At 69.5% G+C, this 24,790-nt stretch carries 20 protein-coding genes; 11 read left to right on the forward strand and 9 right to left on the reverse strand.

All coding sequences use genetic code 11. The features are described 5' to 3' along the window. Positions 1 to 51: 51 nt before the first annotated feature. Positions 52 to 972: a hypothetical protein gene (locus IFR14_RS00835; protein WP_124767816.1), complete on the forward strand. Its 921-nt coding sequence runs from the start codon at positions 52 to 54 to the stop codon at positions 970 to 972. Positions 973 to 982: 10 nt separating this feature from the next. Here the strand turns inward: IFR14_RS00835 and IFR14_RS00840 are convergent, their stop codons facing one another. Then, positions 983 to 2,065 carry an alpha/beta hydrolase gene (locus IFR14_RS00840; RefSeq protein ID WP_161578587.1) on the reverse strand — a complete coding sequence of 361 codons (1,083 nt, stop codon included), beginning with the start codon at positions 2,063 to 2,065 and terminating at the stop codon, positions 983 to 985. 194 nt (positions 2,066 to 2,259) lie between these two features. Here IFR14_RS00840 and IFR14_RS00845 point away from each other — a divergent pair, with 194 nt between their 5' ends. Both IFR14_RS00845 and IFR14_RS00850 read left to right on the forward strand, forming a co-directional pair. After that, positions 2,260 to 2,433: a CsbD family protein gene (locus tag IFR14_RS00845; protein WP_064294062.1), complete on the forward strand. Its 174-nt coding sequence runs from the start codon at positions 2,260 to 2,262 to the stop codon at positions 2,431 to 2,433. Between the two features lie 96 nt (positions 2,434 to 2,529). Further along, entirely contained in the window at positions 2,530 to 2,793 is a 264-nt protein-coding gene (locus IFR14_RS00850) for a GlsB/YeaQ/YmgE family stress response membrane protein (protein WP_064294061.1), read from the forward strand. Between the two features lie 296 nt (positions 2,794 to 3,089). Here the strand turns inward: IFR14_RS00850 and IFR14_RS00855 are convergent, their stop codons facing one another. From IFR14_RS00855 to IFR14_RS00865, 3 genes are all read right to left on the reverse strand, one after another. Continuing rightward, on the reverse strand, positions 3,090 to 3,641 hold the full coding sequence (locus IFR14_RS00855; protein ID WP_079003748.1) for a type 1 glutamine amidotransferase domain-containing protein: 552 nt from the start codon (positions 3,639 to 3,641) through the stop codon (positions 3,090 to 3,092). Between the two features lie 109 nt (positions 3,642 to 3,750). After that, the gene (locus tag IFR14_RS00860) at positions 3,751 to 4,698 is read right to left on the reverse strand and encodes a G5 domain-containing protein (protein WP_191939942.1); all 948 of its coding nucleotides are present in this window, start codon (positions 4,696 to 4,698) and stop codon (positions 3,751 to 3,753) included. A gap of 88 nt (positions 4,699 to 4,786) precedes the next feature. Continuing rightward, positions 4,787 to 5,731: a J domain-containing protein gene (locus IFR14_RS00865; RefSeq protein WP_191939943.1), complete on the reverse strand. Its 945-nt coding sequence runs from the start codon at positions 5,729 to 5,731 to the stop codon at positions 4,787 to 4,789. Between the two features lie 150 nt (positions 5,732 to 5,881). Here IFR14_RS00865 and IFR14_RS00870 point away from each other — a divergent pair, with 150 nt between their 5' ends. Both IFR14_RS00870 and IFR14_RS00875 read left to right on the forward strand, forming a co-directional pair. Beyond that, positions 5,882 to 6,133 (forward strand): type II toxin-antitoxin system Phd/YefM family antitoxin, encoded by a 252-nt coding sequence (locus tag IFR14_RS00870; protein WP_064294058.1) that lies wholly within the window; start codon positions 5,882 to 5,884, stop codon positions 6,131 to 6,133. A 5-nt stretch (positions 6,134 to 6,138) separates the two neighbouring features. Further along, positions 6,139 to 6,396 (forward strand): Txe/YoeB family addiction module toxin, encoded by a 258-nt coding sequence (locus IFR14_RS00875; protein WP_064294057.1) that lies wholly within the window; start codon positions 6,139 to 6,141, stop codon positions 6,394 to 6,396. Between the two features lie 20 nt (positions 6,397 to 6,416). On the opposite strand, the gene IFR14_RS00880 is transcribed toward IFR14_RS00875, so the two are convergent. Together IFR14_RS00880 and IFR14_RS20675 are read right to left on the reverse strand one after the other, a co-directional pair. After that, a complete protein-coding gene (locus IFR14_RS00880) occupies positions 6,417 to 8,042 on the reverse strand; it encodes a DUF7059 domain-containing protein (RefSeq protein WP_191939944.1) in 1,626 nt (541 codons plus the stop codon). Beyond that, positions 8,005 to 11,586, reverse strand: coding sequence for an efflux RND transporter permease subunit (locus IFR14_RS20675; RefSeq protein ID WP_249406881.1), 3,582 nt, complete (start codon positions 11,584 to 11,586; stop codon positions 8,005 to 8,007). The genes IFR14_RS00880 and IFR14_RS20675 overlap by 38 nt, the downstream gene beginning before the upstream one ends. Before the next feature lie 256 nt (positions 11,587 to 11,842). On the opposite strand from IFR14_RS20675, the gene IFR14_RS00890 reads away from it, so the two are divergent. Continuing rightward, positions 11,843 to 12,223, forward strand: a complete 381-nt coding sequence (locus IFR14_RS00890) for a hypothetical protein (protein ID WP_064294055.1) — start codon at positions 11,843 to 11,845, stop codon at positions 12,221 to 12,223. 19 nt (positions 12,224 to 12,242) lie between these two features. Here IFR14_RS00890 and IFR14_RS00895 read toward each other — a convergent pair whose 3' ends face one another. The 3 genes from IFR14_RS00895 to IFR14_RS00905 all read right to left on the reverse strand — a co-directional run bounded on the left by IFR14_RS00895 (position 12,243) and on the right by IFR14_RS00905 (position 16,407). Next, positions 12,243 to 12,815 carry a hypothetical protein gene (locus IFR14_RS00895; RefSeq protein WP_191939945.1) on the reverse strand — a complete coding sequence of 191 codons (573 nt, stop codon included), beginning with the start codon at positions 12,813 to 12,815 and terminating at the stop codon, positions 12,243 to 12,245. A gap of 9 nt (positions 12,816 to 12,824) precedes the next feature. Further along, complete coding sequence (locus IFR14_RS00900; protein WP_191939946.1) at positions 12,825 to 14,867, reverse strand: primary-amine oxidase; 2,043 nt, start codon at positions 14,865 to 14,867, stop codon at positions 12,825 to 12,827. Positions 14,868 to 14,928: 61 nt separating this feature from the next. After that, the gene (locus tag IFR14_RS00905; RefSeq protein ID WP_086472465.1) at positions 14,929 to 16,407 is read right to left on the reverse strand and encodes an APC family permease; all 1,479 of its coding nucleotides are present in this window, start codon (positions 16,405 to 16,407) and stop codon (positions 14,929 to 14,931) included. A gap of 212 nt (positions 16,408 to 16,619) precedes the next feature. Here IFR14_RS00905 and IFR14_RS00910 point away from each other — a divergent pair, with 212 nt between their 5' ends. The 5 genes from IFR14_RS00910 (at position 16,620) to murJ (ending at position 24,671) form a co-directional block, all read left to right on the forward strand. Then, positions 16,620 to 18,110: an amino acid permease gene (locus IFR14_RS00910; RefSeq protein WP_191939947.1), complete on the forward strand. Its 1,491-nt coding sequence runs from the start codon at positions 16,620 to 16,622 to the stop codon at positions 18,108 to 18,110. Continuing rightward, positions 18,107 to 18,832 carry an IclR family transcriptional regulator gene (locus IFR14_RS00915; RefSeq protein ID WP_137242941.1) on the forward strand — a complete coding sequence of 242 codons (726 nt, stop codon included), beginning with the start codon at positions 18,107 to 18,109 and terminating at the stop codon, positions 18,830 to 18,832. Before IFR14_RS00910 ends, IFR14_RS00915 begins: the two co-directional genes overlap by 4 nt. A 76-nt stretch (positions 18,833 to 18,908) precedes the next feature. Beyond that, positions 18,909 to 20,588, forward strand: a complete 1,680-nt coding sequence (locus tag IFR14_RS00920; protein WP_191939948.1) for a DHA2 family efflux MFS transporter permease subunit — start codon at positions 18,909 to 18,911, stop codon at positions 20,586 to 20,588. A gap of 134 nt (positions 20,589 to 20,722) precedes the next feature. Continuing rightward, on the forward strand, positions 20,723 to 23,062 hold the full coding sequence (locus IFR14_RS00925; protein WP_137242939.1) for a DUF6049 family protein: 2,340 nt from the start codon (positions 20,723 to 20,725) through the stop codon (positions 23,060 to 23,062). Continuing rightward, a complete protein-coding gene (gene murJ / locus IFR14_RS00930; protein ID WP_191939949.1) occupies positions 23,055 to 24,671 on the forward strand; it encodes a murein biosynthesis integral membrane protein MurJ in 1,617 nt (538 codons plus the stop codon). Before IFR14_RS00925 ends, murJ begins: the two co-directional genes overlap by 8 nt. Positions 24,672 to 24,790 lie beyond the last annotated feature (119 nt).

Raw genomic sequence — 24,790 nt, forward strand, 5'->3', positions numbered from 1 at the left:
CGCAGGGCATCGTCGCTCTGCCAGCCCGCGCTCCGAGCGGAGCGTGGCACCGTGAGTCGCGGGTGGAACGGCTTCGTCGCGAAGTCGACATGGCTCCCGAAGGCCTGGCGCGAACGCGCTGAACGTGCGCTCTCGGAGGACCCCTCGACGCCGGCCACGCCGGACACGAACGACGCCGAGTCCGCAGCGGACCACTCGCCACGGCGCACGCCGGATCCCACATCCCGGGCGACGCCGACACCCCCTACTCAGCAGCCCGACGACTCGGCGCCGCTGGACGACCGCGACGCGCACGCACCCCGGACGCCCGTCGCCGGCCCGGACGTCGGCGAGGTAGCACCAGCCCATGACCGGTCCACGACCGGCCTGGTCGACCCGGTCGCCCTCCCCGTCACCGCGTCGGCCCCGGTCGTCCCCCTGAGCGTCGCCATCACCGATTTCGAGCTCGCCGACGACTCCGTCATCGGCCCCGCGTCCGTCCTCGACAACCTCGAGCTCACGAAGGCCGCCGTGACCCGCGTCGCATCGACGATCCTCACGACCGAGGGCCCGATCGCCGTCCCGCGACTCGTGACCATCGTCGCCCGGCGCTTCGGCGTCGACCGACCGTCCGAGGAGTCCCGCACCGAGCTGTCAGCGCTGGTGACGGAGGCGTTCGTCGTCCAGAACGGCTTCGCCTGGCCCACCGGACTCGACGTCGTCACGTGGCGAGGCGTCCGCCGGGTCGTGCATCGCGATCACCGCGCGGTCACCGACATCAGTCCCGCGGAGATCTGCAACGCCATGGAGCTCGTGATCACCGCGAGCCCCGAGCACGAGGTCGACCGCGAGCAGCTGCCGATGCAGGCGGCGTCCGTGCTCGGCTACGGTCGCCTCGGCGAGACCGCTCGACGTTGGCTCGACCTCACGCTCGCCCAGGCGGTGCTCCACGGTCGTCTCGTCGAGGACGGCGAACGCATCCGCCTGCCCTGACGCCGATCGTTCAGCGGACGGGCGGACCCTGCTGGCCGAACGGCAGACTCGTGTCGGTGACGCCGTCGATGAAGGCGTCCATGCGCTGGAGGTTGAACCGGCCCTGGTCGTTGAGCAGGAACTGGTACTCGTGCTCGAGCCCCGGTCGGAAGTCCGGGTTGAAGATCATCGATTGCACGTCGACACCGAGGCCCTGGAGCTTCGCCTTGAACTCGACCGACTGCGGGTAGAGCGGATCCCAGTTGCCGACCGTGATGTACGTCGGTGGATACTTCGCCGTCAGATAGTCGACGACGGACGCGGACGCCACCTCCGGTCGGGTCTTGTAGTCGCGCGCTCCGAAGTACGACCAGAGCACCGTGTCGAGGAACCACCCGAAGCTGCCCTCGGCGTTGACCAGGCTGAGGTCGTAGGCCCCGCAGGCGAGGACCACCCCGGCGAGCTGCTCCGGTTCGATCGGCGATTCGACCTTGATGGAGCTGGCGTACTCGGAACTCGTGACCACGTTCGCGACCTGGGCGGCGATCTGGGCACCGGCGGAGTCACCGGCGAGGATGAGCTTGGACGAATCCACGTTGAGTGCGCGAGCGTTGGCGTCGAGGTAGCCGAGCGAGTCGGCGACCTGCTCGATGGGCAACGGGTACTGGCCCTCTGGCGCGATCGTGTACTCGACCGCGATCGCCGTGTACCCCTCGCCGGCCAGCACGCGCATGTAGTTGGAGATGAGTTCCTTGCTGCCGGAGATCCACGCTCCACCGTGCACCCACACGATCGTCGGGAGGGCGGCACCGCTGCCGCGCACCCCGTCGGGCGTGTAGACGTCGAGCAGCGCGTCCGCGTCGCCGGAGCGGTACGGGATGTCCTGTCGGACGTCGACACCGTCTGGGACGTACTTCACGAGGTCGGATTGCACGACCTTCGCCCGCTCGTCGAAGGCCATGCGGATGACCATCGAGCCCGGCCACGGGGTCAGCTGCAACCAGACGAAGATCACCAGCGCGATGGCGAGGATCACGCCGATGATCCAGAACATCGTGTTGCGGACGACACGCAGGAAGCGCGCGAAGCCCGAGCGAGGGGGTGCTGTCCTCAAGCGATTCACCTCCTGGCGGGTCTGGACGGCGGCGCTGCCTGGCGGAACACGAACCTCCAGTCTCGCATTCGATCGCACTCCGCCGGCGCCCGGGAAGTTTTTCGACGGATTCCGTGACGAATGCCCGCCGAGCTGCGTCTTACCCGATGACCGGACATCATCACCGGTTTCCAACGCAGACGAAGGAGAACGCCATGAGTGCATCGGACAAGATCCAGAACGCCGCTGAGGACCTCGCGGGCAAGGCGAAGGAAGCTCTGGGCAAGGTCACCGGCGACGACAGCAAGGTCGCAGAGGGCAAGGCCGACCAGACGAAGGCCGACGCCAAGAAGGCCGGCGAGAATGTCAAGGACGCGTTCAAGCACTAGTCCTCGCGATACAGTGGCTGCCCCCGCCCACCGGCGGGGGCGGTAACACGGTCGACCGGCACCCCGTTCGATCCAGTAATCACATTTGGAGACATCATGAGTTTTCTCGGCTTCCTGCTGCTCGGCCTCATCGCCGGCGCCCTCGCCAAGGCAATCCTTCCGGGCCGTCAGGGCGGCGGCTGGTTGATCACGCTGCTGCTCGGCGTCGTCGGAGCACTGCTCGGCGGCTGGCTCGGCGGCATCCTCTTCGGCGCGAACCTGCAGGAGTTCTTCTCGCTGCAGACGTGGCTCCTCGCCATCGGCGGATCGATCGTCGTGCTGCTCATCTACGGCGCACTGACCCGCAACAAGAAGGCGTAAGCGCCTCCACACAGCACTCGGACGCCCGGCCCCTCCAAGGGGCCGGGCGTTCGTGCGTGCTGGACGACAACGCCGACAGCACGGTGTCCGCCGTTCCGGGGACTGTGCGACCTCCTGTGCTCTGCCAGGATGACTGATGTCCGATATCAGCATCTGATATGAGAGGAGGGGGTCTCATGGACTTCTACCGGAAGCTGCTCGAGCTGCTCCGCGCGATCTGCGGCTGGGTCTGACCCGCACGGACGAACGCCCGGTCCACCAGGACCGGGCGTTCGTGCGTCGCGTTGCGACCGGAGTCAGGCGTGCTGGCCCTCGTGCTCGCCTTCGCCGATCTCCTCGACGAGCTTCGCGTTGAAGGCCGGGAGGTCGTCGGGCGTCCGGCTCGAGACGAGTCCCTGGTCGACGACGACCTCCTCGTCCACCCAGGATGCACCCGCGTTCCGCAGGTCCGTCTTGAGGCTCGGGTAGCTCGTGAGCTCACGACCACGGACGACGTCCGCCTCGATGAGGATCCAGGCGCCGTGGCAGATCACCCCGACCGGCTTGCCCTGCTCGAAGAACGCCTTCGCGAAGGCGACCGAGGACTCGTCCACGCGGAGGTCGTCCGCGTTGACGACGCCGCCCGGCAGCACGAGTGCGTGGTAGTCGTCGGAGGACGCCTCGGCGACCGCGACGTCGACGGGCTGGACGTGTCCGTTCTTGCCGGTCACGTCCTGGGTGGCGGGCGACACCAGTCGGGCGGTCGCTCCGGCTCCGGTGACCGCCTCCCAGGGGCTCGTCAGTTCACTGTCCTCGTAGCCGTCCGTGAGCAGGAAGGCCACCTGCTTGCCGTTGAGTTCTGCGCTCATCGTCGCTCCAATCCGTCAGCGTCGAGGCACCGTCCGGCGCCTCGCCAGCGACGATACGCTCGGCTCCACCTCGCGGACCCGGGCTTCCGCCGAGCGCGAACGGGGTTGCTCAGGTGTCGCAGGCGATGCCGTCGCCGTCCCTATCGAGGTCGTAGACGTCGCTCCCGACGACGTACACCGGGCCGGGCGTGTACGCCGGCCCGTTGCCGCTTCCGCCGGCGCAGTCGACGTCGCTCGCGACCGGAACGCACTGCCCCTCGTAGTTCGGGTCGCACCCTCCGCCGGCCGGATCGGCGACTGGGGCGGGAGGCGGCGGAGCGGGTTGCCGCGTCCCGACGGACGTCACCTGCGCGACCGGTTGGACCGACACGAGCTGCGCGACGAGCTCTCGAGTGATCTCGACCCCGGCTCGCGTGGTGACGCGGTAGGTGTTCGTCTGCTGTCCGGGGACGCCCGTGGTCGTCACGACGACTTGGCCGACGTCGACGTTCGGGTCTTGGACCTCGGTCGCAGCGAACGGGATCTCCACGACCTCCGTCACCTCGGTGACGACGTCGGTCGGGGTGGGGGACGGCGTGGCACTCGGCTTGGCGACGGACGTCCCCTCCGGAGCCGACAGCAGTGCCGCGGGCCGGCTCCCGACCGGGTGGATGGCCGCATTGGCGCTCCCGCCCACGACGAACACGCACAGGGCCGCTCCGATCACCGCGGCCGCGATCCCGCGGTTGCGGATCCCGAGGGAGGAGACGCGACCACGGACGAGCGCGACCACGCCGATCACCACGGCCACCAGGGCGACGAGTGCGAGCATCGCCCAGAACGCGCCACCGACGGCGCTGACGAGCAACAGCGCTCCGACGAGGCTGAGCAGGACGATGTGGAGCGGACCGAGGCGGCGCGTACGCGTGGCCCCGGCAGCTGCAGCTGCAGCAGGGACGGTGGCCGGGGGAGCGGGCACGGCCGTCGGCACGCGTTGCCCACCCCAGCCGACTCCGGTCCACCATCGTTGCTGGCCGGGCTGCTCGGGATCGGGATACCAGCCCGCGGGAGACGTCATGCCCTGATGCTGGGGCCTGGAGCACGACGACACAAGGTCCCCGAGTGGGGCTGGAGGGGATTCCTCCCGTGCCGTGTCGCGGCGCGTGTCAGAGGCCGACGAAGCGGATGGTCTGCTGCAGGCGCGTGCGGATGTCGAACAGCTGGTTGCCGCCCATGCGGTCGAGGCCCGGGAGACCGGTGCGGAGGAGGTCGGCCAGGCGGGAGCGCTCGACGAGGACCGTCACCGGATGCTTGCGACCGATGAACTCCACCGACTCCGGGGTGGCGCCGTCCGGCACGACGATGACGGAGGCCGTGAACTTCACGCGGGCCGCCTTCGCGACGGTCCGCGCCGAGCGCACGATCGACCGGACGGGCTCCTCGCGAGGATCGAGCGTCTCCCCGACGACCTCTCCACGGTGCACCCGGACCGACCCACCCCAGTCCTCCGACTTGACCGCGAAGAGGCCGGTCGGGCCGAGGATGACATGGTCGAGCTTCGCCTCGCCCGGCGCCAGGACGTCGTGCCAGACCGTGTATCCGATGCCGAGCGTCGCCACGGTGCGCGCCGTCTGCTCCTCGGCGAGCGCGTTGGCCAACTGGTGCCGGATCTCGCGCGGAGCCGAGCGCACGAGCTTCGGGTCGTAGGGGTCGTCGAGCGGGACACCACGGCCGACCCATTCGCGGATGAGCCCGAGGTAGGCCTCGCGCGAGTCTCCGCCGGGGTGTCCGTAGGCTCGAGCGCGGGGTCGTGAGTCGGCGCGCTGCGTACCCGACCGACCAGTGGTCGACGCCGACCAGGTCGGAGCGTCGTCGTCGCCCGCGTCGGAGGACGGCACGTTGCGACCGCGGTCGTAGGCGGCCCGGTCCTGCTCGGTTCCGACGCGCTCCCAGGCGAGCTGGACGGCGTTGAACTGCCGCGCGCTTCCGCCGAGGTCGGGGTGGGTCTCGCGCATGAGCCGTCGGTAGGCCCTCCGGAGCTCGTCCTGCGTCGCCGTCGTGCTCACGCCGAGCACCTCGTACGGGCTGGCTGAGAGTGGGCTCTCCGGCATGGAGGGTGGTCGCTTTCGTCGGCGGCGTCGGTCGGTCCGACACGGCAGACTATCGCCATCACCTGGAAGACCGCCCGAACCGGCACCCTGTCGGGGCTGTGGACAACTCCAGCGAGCCGACGTACAGTTTGTTGTACTTGGAGGATGTCGATGCGTACCCTCAGTTATTCGGAATCCCGCGCGAACTACGCGGCCACCCTCGATTCGGTCCTCGACGACCGCGAGGAGGTGATCATCACCAGAGCGGGGCGCGACCCGGTCGTGATCGTCGCGCTCGACGACTACGAGTCCTTGAAGGAATCGGCGTATCTGCTCCGCACGCCGTCGAACGCACGTCGGCTCCTCCAGGCCATCGACGACCTCGAGGCCGGCGCGGGCACCGAGCACGACCTGGTCGAGTAGTCGGCGTGCGGCTCATCTGGTCCGACGCCGCCTGGGAGGACTACTGCCACTGGCAGCAACAGGATCGGCGCATCGTCAAACGGATCAATCTCCTCCTGAAGGACATCATCCGGAACGGCAACGAGGGCATCGGCAAACCTGAGGCGCTCAAGCACGGCTTCCAGGGATTCTGGTCACGACGGATCACCGACGAACATCGACTGGTCTACCGCCTCACGGACGACGGCGTCCTCATCGCCCAGGCACGCTTCCACTACGAGTAGGGCCAGCGTGCCGGAACACCTCAGGAGCTCGGCAGGAGGATGCCGTCGTCCAGCAATGCGCGGACCCGGGGGAGGAGTTCGGCGCGGAGTTCCGCCGCATCGACCTCGACGAGCTGGGCGATCGCGTCGATGATGGCTCCCAGGGTCAACTCGCCGTCGCAGGCCCCGACGAGCCCCGCCAGGCCTGTGTCGATGCCCACCGAGCGGGCCAAGCCGCCACCCTGCCGCAGGGTCATCGCCGTCGGGTCCTCGTCCCCGGGCCAGTAGTGGCGCTCCTCGGTGACGTCGCCCGCGAGGATGACGCGTTCGCCGAGCAGCTGCTCGTCGTCGAGCGCGACCTGCCAGTCGTGTGCGAGGAGACACACGGCGAGGTGCGCACCGAGCCCGGCGGCGTTCGAACCCGCCTGCCCGTGCAGCCGCTCGAAACGGCGCAGCGGAGTGGACGGGTCCGATCGACGGAGCAGGACATACCCGAAGCCGACGCCGGTCACGGCCCGAGCCGCGAAGTCGTCGAGCCAGGCTCCCGCGAGGCGCTCGAACTCCGGCGTCCCGAGGCGGGTGCCACCGTCCCGGATCCAGGTCTCCGCGTATTCGGCCGGATCCTGCACCTCGCGCTCGATGACCCAGGCGTCGACCGGTTCCGGACTGCGATCCACCCACTCGGCGACGCGCTCGAGCCCGTCGGCGCCGTCGCGGTACTCCCAGTTCCCGAGGAACTGCGCCACGCCGCCGGGCGTCAAGTGCCGGGCGGCCTCGAGGAACACGGACTCGACGAGCGCATCGCCGACGAGACCGCCGTCGCGGTACTCGTAGCTCGGCACGCCCTCGGCACGCGGGGTGATGACGAACGGGGGGTTGGAGACGATGCGGTCGAACCGTTCACCGACGACGGGTTCGAACATGCTGCCGTGGCGGAATTCGATCGAGTCGATGCCGTTCAGGTGCGCGTTGAGTGCGGCGAGCTCGAGGGCCCGTTCGGAGATGTCCGTCGCGACCACGTGATCGGCGATCCGCGACAGGTGGAGCGCCTGGATGCCGCACCCGGTACCGAGGTCCAGTGCCGTTCCGATCCGCTCGGGGAGGATGATGCCGCTCAGGGTCATCGATGCGCCGCCGACCCCGAGGACGTGCTCCTCGCCGAGCTCATGACCCAGAGCGAGCTCGCCCAGGTCGGAGGCGATCCACCAGGCACCGCTCCCGTTGGCGTCGACCCAGGCGTACGGACGCAGGTCGATGGCCGGGGCGACCGATCCGTCGTCGCTCAAACCGACGAGACCGAGCGCCACCGCGCCGTCGAGACCGAGCGACGGCAGAGCACGCGTCGCGTCATCGGCCCCCACGGCGACACCGAGCACGAAGAGTGTCGCCAGTGTCGCGAGCGGTTCCGCTCCCGCCGTCCAGCGGCGTTCGTCGAGCGAGCGGATCGCCACGACCCGGTTGGAGCGGTGCAGGGCGGCCTCGGCCGTCTCACCCCAGAGACCACGCACCCGTTCCACCGTGTACCCGGCCGCATCGAGGTCGGAACGGAGGAGGTCGATCAGTCGCTGGTCCACGCCCACCAGTGTGCCAGCTGCGGGGTGGGCCGAGCCGCCCACCCTGCAGCCGCCGTCAGCGATCCGTGGTGAGGATCGCGTCGAGGTCCTCATCGGTCTGCTCGTCGTGCTCCTCGACCTCGCGCTGCGCGGCCTTCGCCGTGCGCTTCCGCTCGCGCTTCGCCAGACGGCGCTCGGTCCGGCGCTCCAGCAGCAGGTACAGCACGGGCACGAGGATGAGCGTCAGGAGCGTCGACGACACCAGGCCGCCGATCACGACGATCGCGAGCGACTGCGAGATGAACACCCCACCGCCGGTGAGGCCGAGCGACATCGGCACGAGCGCGAAGATCGTCGCGCAGGCGGTCATGATGATCGGCCGCAGACGGAGTCGGGCTCCGTGCAGGACCGCGTCGTCGATGCCGTCGCCCCGAGCCCGGTACGAGTTGACCAGGTCGATGAGGACGATCGCGTTCGTGACGACGATGCCGATGAGCATGAGGAGGCCGATCATCGACGGGATGCCGAGCGGGGTCCCCGTGATGAGCAGGGCCGCGATCGCGCCGGTCGCCGCGAAGGGCACGGAGACCAGCAGGATGAGCGGCTGCAGGAGGCTCCGGAACGTCGCCACCATGACGATGAAGACGAGCACGATCGCGATGAGCATCGCGAGGCCGAGCTGCGCGAACGACTCCTCCTGGTCCTGGGCGACACCACCGACCGAGGCGGTGACCCCGCTCGGCAGGTCCAGGCCGTCGAGGCCCTCCCGGACGGCGAGCGTCGTCGCGCTGAGGTCGTCACCCGTCGGCGTCGCCGACACGGTCACGGTCCGGACGCCGTCGATGCGCGTGATCGCCGCTGCGGCGCGTTCCTCGCCCACCTGCGCGACGGCGCTGACCGGGATCGGGACGGCGCTGACGTTGGCGAGGTCCTTCTGCGCCTGGGTGAGGCGGTCCGCCTCCGCCTGCTGCTCGGCCGCCTCGCTCTCGGCGTCCCGCATCGCGGTCAGCTGCTCGTCGATGGTCGTGATCGAACCCTGGAGCTGGGAGATGGCGTCGCTCAGCCCGACGAGTTGGGCGGCGCGGGCCTCATAGGCCTGCCGTGCCGCCTCCTCCTCCGGTGTCGTGGGCGTGACCGGTGGCACCTCGACGGGAGCCGCTTGCAACGCGCTCAGCTGAGCCCGCAGGGCGTCGAGCTGCGACGCCGCGGTCGAGCGGGCCTCCTGGAGTTCCGAGCGCTGGGTCGCGGCCTGGGATGCCGCCTCGTCCTTCGCACGCTGGGTGGCCTCGTCCTGCTCGGCCGTGAGGGCGTCGGTCGCGGCCTTCTGAGCCGCGGCCTGCTGCAGCGCGCTGACCGGAAGGGGGAGCGCGGCGATCTCGGCCGGTGTCGTGCCGACCCGCTGCGAGCGCACGATGATGTCGCGAGACGAGCCCTCGAGGATGACCGAACCCATCGGCGTGCCTCGGAGCGCACTGGCGATGGCCTGGCCGATCTGTTCCTGCGTGAAGCCGTACCGGGCGGCGGCGGCGCGGTCGACGTTCACCTTGAGCAGACCCTGCTCGTCGGCGAGGTCGCTCGTCGCATCGCGGAGGCCGTCCGTACCGCTGAGCATGTCTTGTACCGCTGCCGCCGCTGTGGCGAGCGCCGCGGGGTCCTCACCCTGCAGTGTGACCTCCATGCCGCCTCCGCCACCGGTGAAGCCGCCTCCGGCGTCACCGACGGTGACCTCGCCCACGTCGTCGAGCTTCGCCACGGCGTCCCGGATGGTGTCGGCGACGCCCTCACGTGAGCTCTCCTCACCGACGGTCACGCTGATCTGTGCCGTGTTGCTCGAGCCGTTCCCACCGACGGTTGTCAGGTATCCGGAGACGCCGGCGGTCTTCGCGAGGACCGCTTCGACGGCCGCGGCCGCGTCGCTGGTCACGTCGAGGCTCGTCCCCTCGGGGAGCTCCTGCGTGACCGTGACGGTGTTCTCGCCCCCGATGTCGCCGAGGTAGTCGGTCTTCAGGAACCCGGCCGAGACGATCGTCCCGGCGAACACGACCGCGGCCACGAGCAGGGTCACGACCGGACGCTTCAAGGCGGTGCGCAGGACCGGCAGGTAGGCGCGCTGGAGCTTGGAGTACGCCTCGGACTCGTCCTCGACGACGGACGCCTCGTCGGTGACCTTGCCCACAACCGGGGCGGAGGAGCCTCGCCTGAACCAGTAGGCGAGCACCGGCACGATCGTGAGCGACACCACGAGCGACGCGATGAGCGCGACCGACACGGTGACGGCGAACGGTCGGAACAGCTCGCCGACCGTCCCGCCGACGAAGGCGACCGGGAGGAACACGGCCACGGTCGTGATCGTCGACGCGGTCACGGCCCCGGCGACCTCGCGGACCGCCTCGACGACACTCGTGGTCGTCATCGCCCGCCCGGTGTGCCGACGTTTGATGTTCTCGATCACCACGATCGAGTCGTCGACCACCCGCCCGACCGCGACGGTCAGCGCTGCGAGCGTGAAGATGTTGAGCGAGTAGTCGCCGATCCACAGACCGATCATCGCGATGAGGAGGGAGAGCGGGATCGACACGGCCGTGATGATCGTGGACCGGATCGACAGCAGGAAGACCAGGATCACGATGATCGCGAACAACAGCCCGAGCCCGCCCTCGACGGAGAGGTCGTGGATGGACTGCTCGACCATCGGCGACTGGTCGAAGACGACGGTGAACGCCGCACCCGAGCCGAGCTCCTGCTCCAGCCCGGGGAGGGCGTCACGGATGGTGTGGGCGAGTTGGACGGCGTTGGCCGACGGGTCCTTGAGGATGGTGAGCGACAGCGACGGGAGACCGTCCGCCCGGGCGATGGAGGTCTCGGCTGCGGGCACGAGCTCCACGTCCGCGACGGCGGAGAGCGCGAAGGGCCCGTCCTCGTGCTGGATTGGCAGGGCCTGCACCTCGGCCAGCGAGCCGACGGGCGAGCCGACCTCGATCGAGAGCTCCTTGCCGGCGTCGACACTCGTCCCGGCAGCCGTGATGACACCACTCGCTTGGACGGCCGCCATGACCTCCTCCGCGGTCACCTTCTTGGCCGCGAGGTCGGCCGGACGCATCGTGATGACGAGCTGCGTGGCGTTCTCACCGGCGAGATCGACCTGACGCACGCCGGCGATCCCACGGAGCGCGGGGAGCACCGTGCTCTCGACCTTGCCCGCGAACTCACCGGACTCGTCCTCGGACGCGACCGCGAGCTGCAGCACGGGGATGTCCTCGCTTCCACCGGCATAGACCTCGGTGGTCGTGTCGTTCGGAAGCGTGCTCTTCAAGCCGGCGAGGGCGCTGCGGATGTCACCGACGATCTTCTCGTCGTCCTGGCCGAAGTCCCAGCTCACCTGCACGGACGTGGAACCGCTGACCGACGTCGAGGTGACGCCGGTGACGCCCTTGACCCCCTGCACCGCCTGCTCGACGGGCTTCGTGACCTCGCGCTCCACCGACGACGGTGAGGCGCCGGGGTAGGTCGCGGCCACGACGGCACCCGGCTGCTGCACGGACGGCAGCAGTTCCTGCTTCAAGGAACCGACCGCGAAGAGTCCGAAGGCCACGATCGCCGCGGTGATGAGGCCGACGATCAGTCGATTGGCGAGGCTGAGCCTCGTGAGGAATGACATGGAAGGACGGGCCTCTCGGTCGCGGAGTGGGCGCGATCCGCCCCACTCCACGCTATGGAGCGCCGCCACCGACCACATCCGCATGAGGATGGACCTGATGCGACCCCGGCATCCGCCGATCGGACGACATCGGTGGTCCTGCGGTACCAGCCTCGGCCGCGAGGGTGCTGCGCCTTGACGGCATGGTCCACCGATACCGGGCGTACCCTTGATACCCGAGTGCGCGCCGCGGGGTGCGCCGGAGCGAGGAGGGTACGTGGATCTGCAGGCCGTCGACCTCCCCAGGTTGCGCCGCGACGCACAGCTCGAGCGCGAGGTGATCATCGAGCACCGCGCCCGCGACGGTGAGGACCCCTGGGACTTCCTGCCCTCGATGCCGACGGTCGACGAGCTCGTCGTCGCCGTCCTCCGGGACGACGCGCTGCACGCCCGGGGTCTGGCCGCCCAGCACGCGATGGCGCGGCTCGCCGGGTACTCGTCGCTCGACGACGCCCAGGACCACCGCGACAACGCGGACCACTTGGAGTACGAGGTACTCCGTGAGATCGCCCGCGTGCACCCCGAGTTGACCCGAGCGGTATGGCGGATGTCCGGCAAGGTAGCCCGGCCGCCGTGGGAGGGCGACGACGCCGAGTAGATCGACGCCGCCGCCCAGGTCACAGCGCCGCGGCGAGCCCCATGGTGACGACGGAGACCGTCATGCTCACCACCTCGACGACCACGACCCGCTCACGCCGTCGAGCCGTCTCGACCGCCAGCCGCGTGGACAGGGCGACGAACCCCGCCATGCCGCCCGCCAGGAGCACGGCGGGGAGGGCACTGGTTCCGAACTGATGGCCTGCCGGATGTATACCCGATCCGGCATATATGCTCCCGGCGGCATGACCCGCCATGGTGCACACGAGCGCCGCCATGATGACGAGACCGCCTGAGGTGTGCACGGTCATCGCCGCACGGTGGCGCGTGACGGCGAGCGACACAGCGTCGTCGACCGGAGACGGCAGCCCGGCGATGGACCGCAGCCGGACCGCCGAGGCGACGGCGAGGACGATCAGGACGACGGCCCAGAGCAACGGATGCAGCATCCCGACACCGGTCGCCAGGTCGAGCATCGCCGCGAGCATGACGATCGCGGCCACGAGGTCGAGGGGTCCGCGTCGGCCGCCGACGGTGCAACAGGCGCCGACGGCGGCCGGGACGAGCGCCCCGAGGTGGAGGACCTCGCTCATCGCCGCGACCTAGTGCCCGTGGCCACAGTGCTCCTCGGCGCCCTGGTCGTGACCTCCTTGTCCCGCGTGCGCGGCGCCGGTGTCGTGCGAACAGTGCCCGACCGCTTCGTTCGGCGGGACGTTCAGGGTCGGGTTCTTGCCGAAGAAACCGTAGGGCTTGAGCGTGAACCGGGCGTAGTCCACCGGCATCACCGGCCAGTCCTCTGGACGGGGGAAGTGCGTCGGTCCGAAGGTGTGCCAGAGCACGATGTCCTCGCCGTCGATCGACTCGTCGCCCTCGATGAACCGCGTGATGCCGTCGCCACCCGGGTTCTGGTGGACGAAGTCGCCCGCCGCGTATCGTTCAGCCGGGTCGTACTTCGTGACGAAGAGGTGCTTCGTCGCGAACTCCGCCCGCTTGGCGATCGACGACGACGCGTCGGCCATGAGCGTCGGCGACTCCTGCGGGTACAGCACGTACCCCGTCGGGCGTCCCATCCGGTTCGTCTTCTCCGTGTTGACGATGTGCCAGGCTCGAGCGGCCGAGCCGTCCGCCACGCGTCCGGATCCCGCTTCCGTGCTGAGCCGCGTGACCCGCTTCGTGAAGCCGTTGCCGTGCTCGTTCCCCGGCCCGATCGGCACCCGGACCGCGTCCACCTCCTCGACCGCGTTCGACAGACCGTCGACCATCATGTCCAGACGGGCCGAGAAGAGGTGCTGGTGGTAGGGCCCACCGAGCCCGGGCGCGACCTCCGAGGCGTACGGGTAGTCGGCGCCCTCCGCGTCGAGCCCGGGGTACGCGGAGGTGAAGAGGATGCCCGTCAGCTTCGACTCGCACTCGATGGTGCCGTCGAGGTACAGGTACCAGTAGAACCCGTAGTCGTAGTTGCCGACGGTCGTGAAGAAGGAGAGGACCAGCCGACGCGACCGCCGGACCTCGTTCGAGCCGGTGTACAGGTCGGAGTGCTTCCAGAGGGTGCCGAAGTCCTCCTCGTGCATGCAGATCCCGTTCTCGATCGTGAACGGGTTGCCGAGCTCATCGGCGAGGACCGCGTCGAAGTACTTGATCTCGCCCACGCAGTCGCACCCGAGCGCCAAGGAGTTCGTGAACCGGCCGAACAGGTACTCGCCGGTGTCGAAGTAGTTCTGCCAGAAGCGCACGGGGGAGGGGTCGCCGTAGGGGACCAGCATCTCGTTGATCGACGCCCGGTAGATGATCGGTCGTTCCTCGCCGGCGTCGTCGAACGACAGCTGACGGAGGACGAGGCCCTCGCGGACGTCGAACCCGACCTGGAACCGCCAATTGCCCCACTCGACGAACTCGCCGTCGACCTGGAAGCTCGGACCCTCCGGCTGGGTGATGACGATCGGCTTGAGCGAGGAGAGCGGAGCACCCTGGACCGCCGGGTCGTCGAAGTTCCCCGGCTCCGCCGGAATGGCCAGCGCAGTCGCGTCGATCAGCCGGGTGATCCGCCGCGCCGCGGTGTCGACATAGGCGCTCAGTCCGTCGACGGGGTGGGCCCACGGGTGGTCGGCCGGGTAGTCCTGACGGAAGGCGAGGACCCGGACGATCCGGCGCCCGACCTCCTCGGGATAGTCGTAGAAGCCGGCCGACAGCGGGACGACCTTCACCTCGTCGACCGTGCAGCCACGGGCGGCGAGGGCGGCGACCCACCCCTCGTCCTCCGCCACGATCTCCGCGATGGCGTCGAACTCCTCGATGAGGATCGGCAGTTGGCCGCGGGAGCCGTCCAGCACGACCGTGCTGAGCAGGGACCCGCTGTCGATGGACACCACGTTGTCCGTCGATCGACCCGTGGCCATGTCGAGCAACATCACGCGGGCGAGGCGTTCCGGCAGTGGACCGTCGCCGGCCTGCCAGGCGAGCACCGCCCGCTTGTGGGGCTCCTCGAGGCCGACGTAGGCGAACCGGGTCGTCTCGGTGAAGTCGTCGAAGCCGGTGACGATGTCGCGGATGCGGTCGAACTCGGGTGCGGACAGGCTGGCGAGCGGGTGCTGGACGGGGGCGTCGTCGTCGGCGCTGCGCAGGTTTGTGGGGTCGGTGATGGTCATCGTGAGGCTCCTGGTTCGGTGATGCGGCTGGTCTCGGAAGGTGAGGGGAAGGGTCGGATGGTCAACCGCCGATGGCGTCCATGACGTCGGCGTAGGCGGCCGGGCGACGACGACGCAGGTACGCGGCCTGCACGAGGCCGACGACGGGGCAGACCGCGATGAGGGCGAGGAGGACGGCGCTCACGGTTCCGAACACGGGGTTGCCGCCCGCATCCACGTCTCCCACCAGCATCGGGAAGTAGACGACGATCACGACGGCCGAACCGACGAGTCCGATGAACCCGAGGCCGGGTGCGACGACCGTGTTCCACACCCGCCGATCCTGCTTCGTGCGAGCGAAGTACACGATCACCGCGAGGCTCGTGACCGCCATGAGGATCGCGATCGCGAGGGTAGCGACGCCGGCGAACCACGTGAACACCTGCAGGACGGGGTCGAGACCGAGCACGGCGAAGACGACGATCAGGATCGCCGCGGTGGCGCTCTGGACGAGCGACGAGGTGTGCGGCGAGAGGTGCTTGGGGTGGACGCCGCCGAGCCGGCCCGGCAGGACGCCGGCGTTCGACATCGTGTGCTGGTACCGGGTGATGACGTTGTGGAAGGACAGGACGCAGGCGAACATGCTCGTGATGAGGAGGACGTTGATGACGAGCTCTCCGACCGGGCCGAGGTAGAGCAGGGTGGTGCGGAGGATCATCGCGCCGGGATCCTCACCGGCCACGGCGAGGACGTCGTCCGGGCCCCAGGCCATGACGAGCGCCCAGGAGGCGAGGGTGTAGAACAGGCCGATCCCGATCACCGCGATGTAGGTCGCCCGTGGGATCGTGCGGGACGGGTCCTTCGCCTCGTCGCGGAAGATCGCGGTCGCCTCGAACCCGATGAACGCCGCGATCGCGAACATCAGTCCGACACCGGGCGACCCGGAGAACACCTGCTCGGGCACGAACGGCTCGGCCGACAGCCCGTCGGCACCGCCGGTCACGATGACCGCCCCGGCGAGGACGAGGACGATCCCGACCTCCGCCACAAGCAGGACGCCGAGGACCTTCGAGCTGAGGTCGATGTGGCGGTAGCCGAGCAGACCGACGACGGCGATCGACGCGAGCGAGTAGAGGTACCAGGGGATCTCCGGAGCGCCGAGACCGGCGAAGGTCACGCTCAACAGGTAGCCGATGTAGCCGTACACCGACACCTGTATGGTCGTGTAGGTCAGGAGGGCGAGGAACGCCGACGCGAGACCGGCCGGTTTGCCGAGTCCGTATCCGACGAAGGTGAAGAAGGCACCCGGCTTGGGCACATGCCGGGTCATGGCCGAGAGTCCGACGGCGAACAGCAGGAGGATCACCGCGGACACGACGTACATGCTCGGGAACCCGACCCCGTTGCCGAGCAGGATGCCGAGCGGTGCGGCTCCACCGACGACCGTCAACGGCGACGCCGCGGCGACGACCATGAAGACGATGGCGGTGACGCCGAGCGATCCCTTCAGGGACCGGGTGGGCTGTCCGGCATCGGTGGCCGGACCTTTCGTGACGGTCATGGACACTCCTCGAGCAATGCGGCGGTATCGGGACGAGGCCAGCATCCCGGTCTCCTGTTGCCGCCTCGTCTCGTCGCCGTAACACCTGCTCGGCACCGAATGAGACCGGTCGACACCGCTGTCTCATTTGACGGTCATGAAGCCGAAACACGCCCGCCACGCCGGTGCAACGGGACGCGCCTAGCCTGAACGACGAGGAGGAGGTGAAGGACGTGACGGCTCTGGAACGCGCGATCAGCAATCCTCCGAGCGTCCGCGGTCTCGAGTCCCGGTCACCGGTCGACGGCCTCCAGCGGCGCAGTGTCGGGTTCATCGACGTGTTCGCCCAGTCCGTCTCGGCGGTGGCGCCGTCCGCCGCTGCGACGACGATCCCGTTGATCGTCACCGTGACCGCGGGCGGGGCGACCATGTGGTCGCTCGCCATCGCGATGCTGCTGTCATTGCTCGTCGCCACCACCGTGAACGTGTTCGCGAAGCGCATCGCCGCAACCGGCTCGCTGTACACCTTCGTGTCGAAGGGGCTCGGAACAGGTGCGGCCTTCGTCACGGGCGTCGCGCTGCTCATCGGGTACGGCTTCATCGCCATGTTCGCCCTGGCCGGTGCCGGGTACTACCTGTCGATCCTGCTGCACCGGTTCTGGCCCGGTATGCCGAGTTCGACGGGTGTCGTTTCCGCACTCCTCGTGTGCATGGCCGTCGTCTGCCTCGTCGTGCTCGTCCGCGGGATCCACCTGTCCACCCGGGTGACCCTGATCGTGGAGAGCGCCTCGGTCGCGACCATCCTCATCCTCGTGGGCGTGCTCCTCTCGCAGCTCGGACCGACGCCCGACTGGGCCGTGCTCGGGCTGGACGCCTCCCCGGAGCACCTCGCGGTCGGATCGGTCCTCGCCGTGACCGCCTTCGTCGGATTCGAGAGCTCCTCGACACTCGGCGTCGAAGCCCGTCGGCCGTTCGCGAGCATCCCCCGGTCCCTGGTCTGGACCGTCGTCGGCGCGGGTCTCCTCTTCCTCGTCACCTCGTACAGTCAGCTGGCGGGCTTCGCGGCGTTGGGGAAGGACATCACCGCGACACGGACGCCCATCAACGACCTGGCGCTGGCCTTCGGCGTCGAATGGATGGGGCTGCTGCTCGACCTGTCCGTCGCGGCGTCGTTCCTCGCCTGTGCGATCGCCTCCATCACGGCGTTCTCGCGGGTCGTGTTCTCGATGGGTCGAGAAGGGGTCCTCCCGTCGCGCCTCGGGACCACGCACGGCCGGTTCCGTACGCCCCATGTGGCGATCATCACGGCTCTGGCGATCGTCACGCCCGTCTCGGTGCTCGCGCTCGTACTGACCGGAGGAGCCTGGGCGGCGATGCAGGTCCTCATCGTCGTGGCCGCGGCCGGGTACATCACCGCCTACGTCCTCGTCTGCATCGCAGCCCCGGTCTTCCTCTGGCGGATCGGAGAACTGACGCTCTGGCCGCTCCTCCGAGCGGTGGTGGCCGGGGTGCTGCTGTCCGTCGCGCTCGTCGTCTATCTGGTCGTCGAGAGCGCCGGCGAGCGGGCTGTCGGCGTCTGGGTGTTCCTCATCACGATGGCGCTCGGCATCGCGATCTGGGCGATCCGGCATCGACGCCGACCGTGGCTGAGTTCGACCGTGGGGGTCTACGACGAGACGGTGAGCGCCGACGTGCTCGGCGGACCGTCCGCGGAGCCCCGGTGAGCGGCTCGGGCGAGCTCCGCGCCCGACAACCGAAGGCCGTGCACAGCGCGCTCACCGTGCTCGAGGAGGTCGCGCGATGCGGTGCCGGTGTGACGGCGCAGGAGGTCTCGGCCGGACTCGACATGCCGAGGGCGACCACGTACCGACTCCTCAACCTCCTCGTCCAGGACGAATACCTCGTCCGCATGCCCGATCTCCGTGGATTCGCGCTCGGACGGAAGGTCGTCGAGCTCGCCCATCTCGTCGCTCCAGCACCACCCCCGCTCGCTGCGCGCGAGGTGATCGGACGATTGCGGTCGAGCGTGCGAGGCGGCGTCCACCTCGTACGGTACGAGGGCGATCGGATCAGGATCGCGGATGCGGATCCCGACTTCCCGTTGAGTGACGAGCAGCGGATCGTCAGGCGTCTCGACACCTCCGCGATCGGGCGTCTGCTCCTGCACGAGCTCGCTCACGGCGGATACGACTGGTCAGGACTCGTCCAGCGGCCGTTCCGGGACGCCGAGCCCTTGATCCACGACGTCGAACGACTCGGGTACGCACGGCAAGTGGGTGAGGTCACGCCCGGTCACGGTTGCCTCGTGGTCCCGATCCGGGACGACCGCGGCGGTCTCGTCGCGGGGCTGTCGCTCTCGGCACCGAGTGAGCGGATCGAGCGCCCCGCCGCACTCCTCGACCTCCTGATCGACGGCTCGCGTCAGCTGCAGCCGCTCCTCGTCTGACCGCCGGACGTCCGTGTGACATCAGCCTCGAGAAGGCGCATAATCAGAATATGCAGCCAGCTGATCGTTTCCGCGCATGACGGAGTCCACGCCTTCCGCGAAGCCTGAGCGCTCGCCGTCGGACCGTCGCAAATGGTTCGGCCTCGTCGTCATCAGCATCGCCGTCGCCCTCATCATCGTCGACTCGACGATCGTCAACGTGGCGATCCCGTCGATCGTCGACGACCTCGGGATCTCCTCGACCCAGGTGCAGTGGGTCCAGGAGTCCTACACGCTCGTCTTCGCCGCACTGCTGATCGTGTTCGGCACGCTCGCCGACCGGTTCGGCCGTCGTCGCATGCTGCTCGTCGGTGTCGTGGTCTTCGGCGGAGCCTCCGTCTTCGCCGCCATCGCGCCGACGGGCGACCTCCTGATCCTGTCCCGGGTCATCCAGGGCGTCGGCGGCGCGATGATCCTGCCGACGACCCTCTCGATCATCAACGCGACCTTCCGAGGCCGCGACCGTGCGATCGCCTTCGCGGTGTGGGGCTCCACGATCGGGGGCATGGTGGCGGTCGGTCCGCTCCTCGGCGGCTGGCTCACCACCGACTTCTCCTGGCGCTGGGCGTTCGGGATCAACGTGCCGCTCGGTGTCCTCATCATCGTCGGACTCCTCCTGTTCGTGGGGGAGTCCCGAGAACCCGCGACCGACCGCATCGACGCCGTCGGAGCCGTCCTGTCGATCCTGACGAGCGCGTCCCTCGTCTACGGACTCATCGAGGGCCGGAGTCTCGGGTGGTGGCTCACGGACAACCCGCTCGTCATCGGGGACTGGACCTGGCCGTTCAGCCTCTCACCGGTACCTGTGGCCCTCATGGTCACGGTCGTCGCAGGTGTCGCGTTCGTCCTCTGGGGACGCCACCGGATGCGCCAGGGGCGCAGCACGATCATCGCGTTCTCCCTGTTCTCGCTGCCGTCGTTCCGGAACGGCAACATCGCCGCCCTCATCGTCTCGCTGGGGGAGTTCGGCATCATCCTCTCGCTGCCGATCTGGCTCCAGTTCGTCCTCGGCTACAGCGCGCTGCAGACCGGTCTGATCCTCCTGGCCCTCGCGATCGGTTCCTTCGTCGCGAGCGGGTTCGCCGGCGCGTTCGGCAACCGGGTCGCGCCCGTCCTGATCGTCCGCGTCGGCATCGTCGCGGAGATCATCGGTGTCGCGGGCATCGGGCTGGTCGTCGGGCCGGCGACCGAATGGTTCGCGATCGTGCCGTTCCTGTTCGTCTACGGCTTCGGCGTCGGTCTCGCCACCGCACAGCTGACGGGCGTCGTTCTGAAGGACGTGCCCGTCGAGCAGAGCGGCCAGGGCTCCGGAACACAGAGCACGGCGAGGCAGATCGGCTCGGCGCTCGGTATCGCCGTCCTCGGGACCATCCTCTTCGTGAGCACGGCGTCGGTCCTCGACGAACGACTCGAGGACGCCGGTGTGCCGACCGCCCAGCGCGACGCTCTCGTGACGAGCGTCGTCGACAGCTCGGGCGCCGCCATCGCCGGTCTCGACGCGAACCCGGCGACCGCGACGGTGGCCGAGGACGCCAGGATCGCCCTGTCGGACGGCACCCGCTCCGCGGCGTTCGCCGCCGCAGGATTCCTCGCGGTCGGCTTCCTCGCCACCCTGTCGCTCGGCGCCGGGCGCCGAGAGGACCGACCGGGCGACGCCGGAGCACGAGCAGGCGGGACGGACTCCTCCGAGACGTCCGACCCGACCTCGCGGACGTAGGGCTCGAGGCCGCCTCACACCCCGGCGACCTCCGCATCGGCGTCTCCCAGGACACAAGCACCCAGGTTCGACTGGGAGGCCCCCGTACAATCGTCACCGGACGGCTCCGCCCGAGCGGACCGTCCCCACCGCCCATGACACGCCACCGCCACCGCCCACGCCTCCTCAGCGCCCTCGCCGCAGCCGCGCTGTCGTTCGCCGTGGTGTCCGCCGGCGCATGGTCCACGGGTTCCGGCGCAGTCGCCTCGCCCGAGCTGAGCGCGAACACGGCATCGACTCCCGACGGCCTCGTGTCCGTCGAGGTGAGCCCGAGCGACGGAGGAGCGGTCGAACCCTCGTCCCTCACCTCGTTCGGCATCACGCTCACGAACGGCACCGACGCCGACCTCCCCGCCGGCTCCGTGTCCGTGGCGGTCACCACGGCGCGGATCACGGGCACCGCGGCGCTCGACGCCTGGCTCGACACGACCGGGGCGGACGCCGCTGCGACGCCCGCCGGCACCACCGTGGTACGGACGATCGACATCCCCGAGCTCATCGCCGGACAGCAGTACGTCGTCAGTGGGCTCGACTTCACGCCTCCGGCGCTGGGCTTCGACGACGCCGACGCGTGGGGCTCCTACGGCGTCTCAGCCGGCTACGTCGCGGGCGACACGGCAGCCGGAGGTCGGACGGCGCTGGTCTGGCGGGCGCAAGGACAACCCACGTCAGCCACCGTCGCGCTCGTGGCCCCGCTCACCGTGCCCCTCAGCTACGGCGGACTCCTCGATGCGGACGAACTCGCCGAGCTCACGGCCGACGACGGTGCGCTCACGACGCAGCTCGACGCACTCTTCGGCGAGCAGATCGCGCTCGGGATCGACCCACGCATCATCGCGTCCGTCCGCGCGCTCGGCACGCGCGCACCGGAGAGCGCTGTCGCCTGGCTCGCCCGCCTCGAGGCCGCACCGAACGAGACGTTCGCGCTCCAGTACGGCGACGCCGAACCCGCTGTACAGGCCGAAGCCGGCCTCGACCGACTGCTGACCCCGAGTTCGTTCTCCTTCGCCCTGAACGTCGCCGACTTCCCCGTCGTGCAGCCGACCGAGACGCCCACCCCGACCGGGTCGCCGACCATCGGGCCCGACGACGTCCAGCCGACGCCGCAGGCGGGGTCCTCGCCGGCCACGGCGTCCGACCCGTCGGCGGCAGTCACTCCGTCGGACGAGCCGACACCCACACCGAGCCCCTCCGAGACGCCCGGCCAGGCGGTGCCGACCGTTCCGACGATGGACGAGCTCCTCAGGTGGAGTTACTCGCTCCCCAGCATCGTGTGGGCGGGAGGCGCGGTGACCGATGCGGATCTCGCCGTCTTCGCCGCATCGGGCGGAACGGTCACGATGCTCGACTCCGCGAACACGACCGACACCGGACAGTCCGTGCGCGCCTCGGCGACGGTCGGCACGACACAGACGCTGCTGGCCGACCACGGCCTTGCCGAGTCACTGGACGAGGCCGCCGCGGCCACGACGGACGCCGCGTTCGAGAGCGCCATCGCCGACGTGAACGCGCGGGCGGCCGCCATCGGCACGGAGGGTTCGGCCGGCGGAACGGTCGTCGCCGTGCTGCCTCGGGGAGTGGACGCGACCCTGCCCGCCCTCGCCGACACCGTGAACGCGCTCCGCTCCCTGCCGGCCACGACGCAGACCTCCCTGGCGGCGACGCTCGCCGAGCCTCCGGCCGCGGCGACGCTCGGGGCGATGGCACCCGACAGTGAACGCGTGTCCGACGTGCAGGTCCTCCTCGACGAGGAACAGGACGTCACCGCCTTCTCCTCGGTGCTCGACGAACCCGAGCTGCTGACCGGACGGGAGCGCGCCACCCTGCTCTCCACCCTCGCGGCCGGCTGGCTGCGTGCGGAGGGCGGCTGGGGATCGGCGGTCACCGCACAGCAGGAACGGACGGACACGGTCCTCGCGTCGGTGCGCGTCACCGACAGCAGTCGCATCAACATGGTCGGCGGCGAGGTGTCCCTGCCGTTCGCCGTGCGCAACGACCTGCCCTATCCCGTCACCGTGGTCATGGAGGCCTCGCCGAGCAACGGTCGACTGAGCATCTCCGGTTCCGTGACGCAGGAGATCGCCGCGGACTCGCGCGCCACCGTGCTCGTCCCCGTGCAGTCGCAGATCGGCAACGGCGACGTCACCCTCCGTCTGCAACTCTTCAGCACCAGCGGGCAGGCGATCGGTGAACAGTCCTTCGTGGGCGTGAACGTCCGCGCCGACTGGGAGGGCATCGGTGCCGTCGTCCTCGCCCTGCTCGTCGCCCTGCTGTTCGTCAGCGGTGTGGTCCGCATGGTCCTCAGTCGACGAGCCAAGCGACGCGGCCCGGGTGCCGCCTCCGCCGCCTCCGCAGATGCTCCGGACAGCGGTCAGCCCCCCGGCGGTGAGCCCCCGGTAGAGTCGTCACCCGGACGACAGGAGACGAATGGCTGACGGCATCGGCAGGGCGAGCGCGCTCCTCGCCTCGGGAACGCTCGTCTCCCGACTGCTCGGCTTCGTCAAAGCGGTACTCGTGGCTCAGGCCATCGGCGTCCTGGTCATCGGCGACACCTTCGCGATCGCCAACCAGCTCCCGAACACGATCTACGTCATCATCGGCGGCGGCGTGCTCAGCGCCGTGCTCGTGCCGCAGATCGTCCGTGCGGGGATCCATGCCGACGGTGGCAACGCCTACATCAACAAGCTCGTCACCATCACCCTCGTCTTCATCGGCGGGGCCACCGCGCTCATCACCCTGCTCGCACCCGTGTTCGTGTTCATCGTCGCCGCGACGCTGTCTCCTGATCAATTCGCGCTCGCGACGGCGTTCGCCTACTGGTGTCTCCCGCAGATCCTGTTCTACGCGCTCTACACCGTCCTCGGCGAGGTCCTGAACGCACGCAAGATGTTCGGGCCGTTCACCTGGGCACCGGTGCTCAACAACGTCATCGCGATCGCCGGGCTGATCGCCTTCATCACGCTGTACGGCCGCGGCGACCTCGCGGTCAGCGAGTGGACCGACGGTCGAACGGTGCTCCTCGCAGGCTCCGCCACCCTCGGCGTCGTCGTCCAGGCCGCCTTCCTCATGCTGTTCTGGCGTCGAGCCGGACTGCGTTTCCGACCGGACTTCCAGTGGCGAGGCGTCGGCCTCCGCGCCACTGGGCGGATCGCCAGCTGGACCTTCGGCATGCTGCTCCTGACGACCGGTGCGGGGATCGTCGAGACCCAGATCGTCGCTTCCGTGAGCAAGCAGGGACCCTCGGTCGCGATCCTCAACTACGCCTGGCTGATCTTCATGCTCCCGCACTCGATCATCACCGTCTCGATCGCGACGGCCTATTTCACCCGGATGAGCGAGCACGCGCAAGGCACACGCGATCGCGGACGGGACATCCAGCGGCTGCAGGCCGACATCTCCGGGGCCGTCCGCGTCGCGAGCGTGCTCATCGTGCTCGCCGCGGCCGTCATCATGGTGGTCGCCGTGCCGTTCGGCAGTGTCTTCGCCGAGACGTTCGAACAGGCGCAGGCGATGGGCGGCATCATCATCGCGTTCGTGATCGGACTCGTGCCCTTCTGCATCCTCTTCGTCCTCCAGCGCGCCTTCTACGCCCTCGGAGACACGAAGACGCCCTTCTTCTTCACCCTGTTCCAGACCCTCCTGTTCGTCCTCCTGGCGCTGATCGTGCTCCTGGTCCTCCCACCGCATCTGGTGGGTGCCGGCGTCGCGCTCGCCATCACGATCGCGTGCATCGCACAGACCGTGGTCGCCGCACTGCTGCTCCGGCGCCGGCTGGGGGGTCTCGACGGCCGACGTATCGTCCTGAGCCTGGTCCGGTTCATCGCCGCCGCCGTGCCTGCGGCTGTGGTCGGAGTCGTCGTGCTGCTGCTGCTCGGCGGTGTCAGCGAGGAGGGGTTCCCGACCGCCACGATCCCCGGCGCCATCGTCACCATGGCCGTCGTCGGGGCGGCGATGGCCGCCGTGTACCTCGCGGTGCTCGCCCTCCTGCGCACGCCGGAGCTCAAGGCGGCCTTGGCGCCCGTCCTCGCCCGGTTCGGGCGCTGACACCCACGCGTCGACACCACCTCACGCACACCGGCTGAGAGCTGCCCGAGGCCCCGGGGGGAGCGGAATAGCGGCCGGTTAGGATGTGTTACACCACTCGGAACCCCGGAACCCACCTG

Source organism: Plantibacter sp. CFBP 8775, from assembly GCF_014839505.1.
Classification (GTDB): Bacteria; Actinomycetota; Actinomycetes; order Actinomycetales; family Microbacteriaceae; genus Plantibacter; species Plantibacter auratus.

Bases quoted from the DNA above. Each gene is read 5' to 3' on its own strand.
- IFR14_RS00845 (WP_064294062.1), top strand. From the start codon at position 2,260: ATGAGTGCATCGGACAAGATCCAGAACGCCGCTGAGGACCTCGCGGGC.
- IFR14_RS00850 (WP_064294061.1), top strand. From the start codon at position 2,530: ATGAGTTTTCTCGGCTTCCTGCTGCTCGGCCTCATCGCCGGCGCCCTC.
- IFR14_RS00855 (WP_079003748.1), bottom strand. From the start codon at position 3,641: ATGAGCGCAGAACTCAACGGCAAGCAGGTGGCCTTCCTGCTCACGGAC.
- IFR14_RS00860 (WP_191939942.1), bottom strand. From the start codon at position 4,698: ATGACGTCTCCCGCGGGCTGGTATCCCGATCCCGAGCAGCCCGGCCAG.
- IFR14_RS00865 (WP_191939943.1), bottom strand. From the start codon at position 5,731: ATGCCGGAGAGCCCACTCTCAGCCAGCCCGTACGAGGTGCTCGGCGTG.
- IFR14_RS00870 (WP_064294058.1), top strand. From the start codon at position 5,882: ATGCGTACCCTCAGTTATTCGGAATCCCGCGCGAACTACGCGGCCACC.
- IFR14_RS00880 (WP_191939944.1), bottom strand. From the start codon at position 8,042: ATGAGGACCTCGACGCGATCCTCACCACGGATCGCTGACGGCGGCTGC.
- IFR14_RS20675 (WP_249406881.1), bottom strand. From the start codon at position 11,586: ATGTCATTCCTCACGAGGCTCAGCCTCGCCAATCGACTGATCGTCGGC.
- IFR14_RS00895 (WP_191939945.1), bottom strand. From the start codon at position 12,815: ATGAGCGAGGTCCTCCACCTCGGGGCGCTCGTCCCGGCCGCCGTCGGC.
- IFR14_RS00900 (WP_191939946.1), bottom strand. From the start codon at position 14,867: ATGACCATCACCGACCCCACAAACCTGCGCAGCGCCGACGACGACGCC.
- IFR14_RS00905 (WP_086472465.1), bottom strand. From the start codon at position 16,407: ATGACCGTCACGAAAGGTCCGGCCACCGATGCCGGACAGCCCACCCGG.
- IFR14_RS00920 (WP_191939948.1), top strand. From the start codon at position 18,909: ATGACGGAGTCCACGCCTTCCGCGAAGCCTGAGCGCTCGCCGTCGGAC.
- IFR14_RS00925 (WP_137242939.1), top strand. From the start codon at position 20,723: ATGACACGCCACCGCCACCGCCCACGCCTCCTCAGCGCCCTCGCCGCA.
- murJ (WP_191939949.1), top strand. From the start codon at position 23,055: ATGGCTGACGGCATCGGCAGGGCGAGCGCGCTCCTCGCCTCGGGAACG.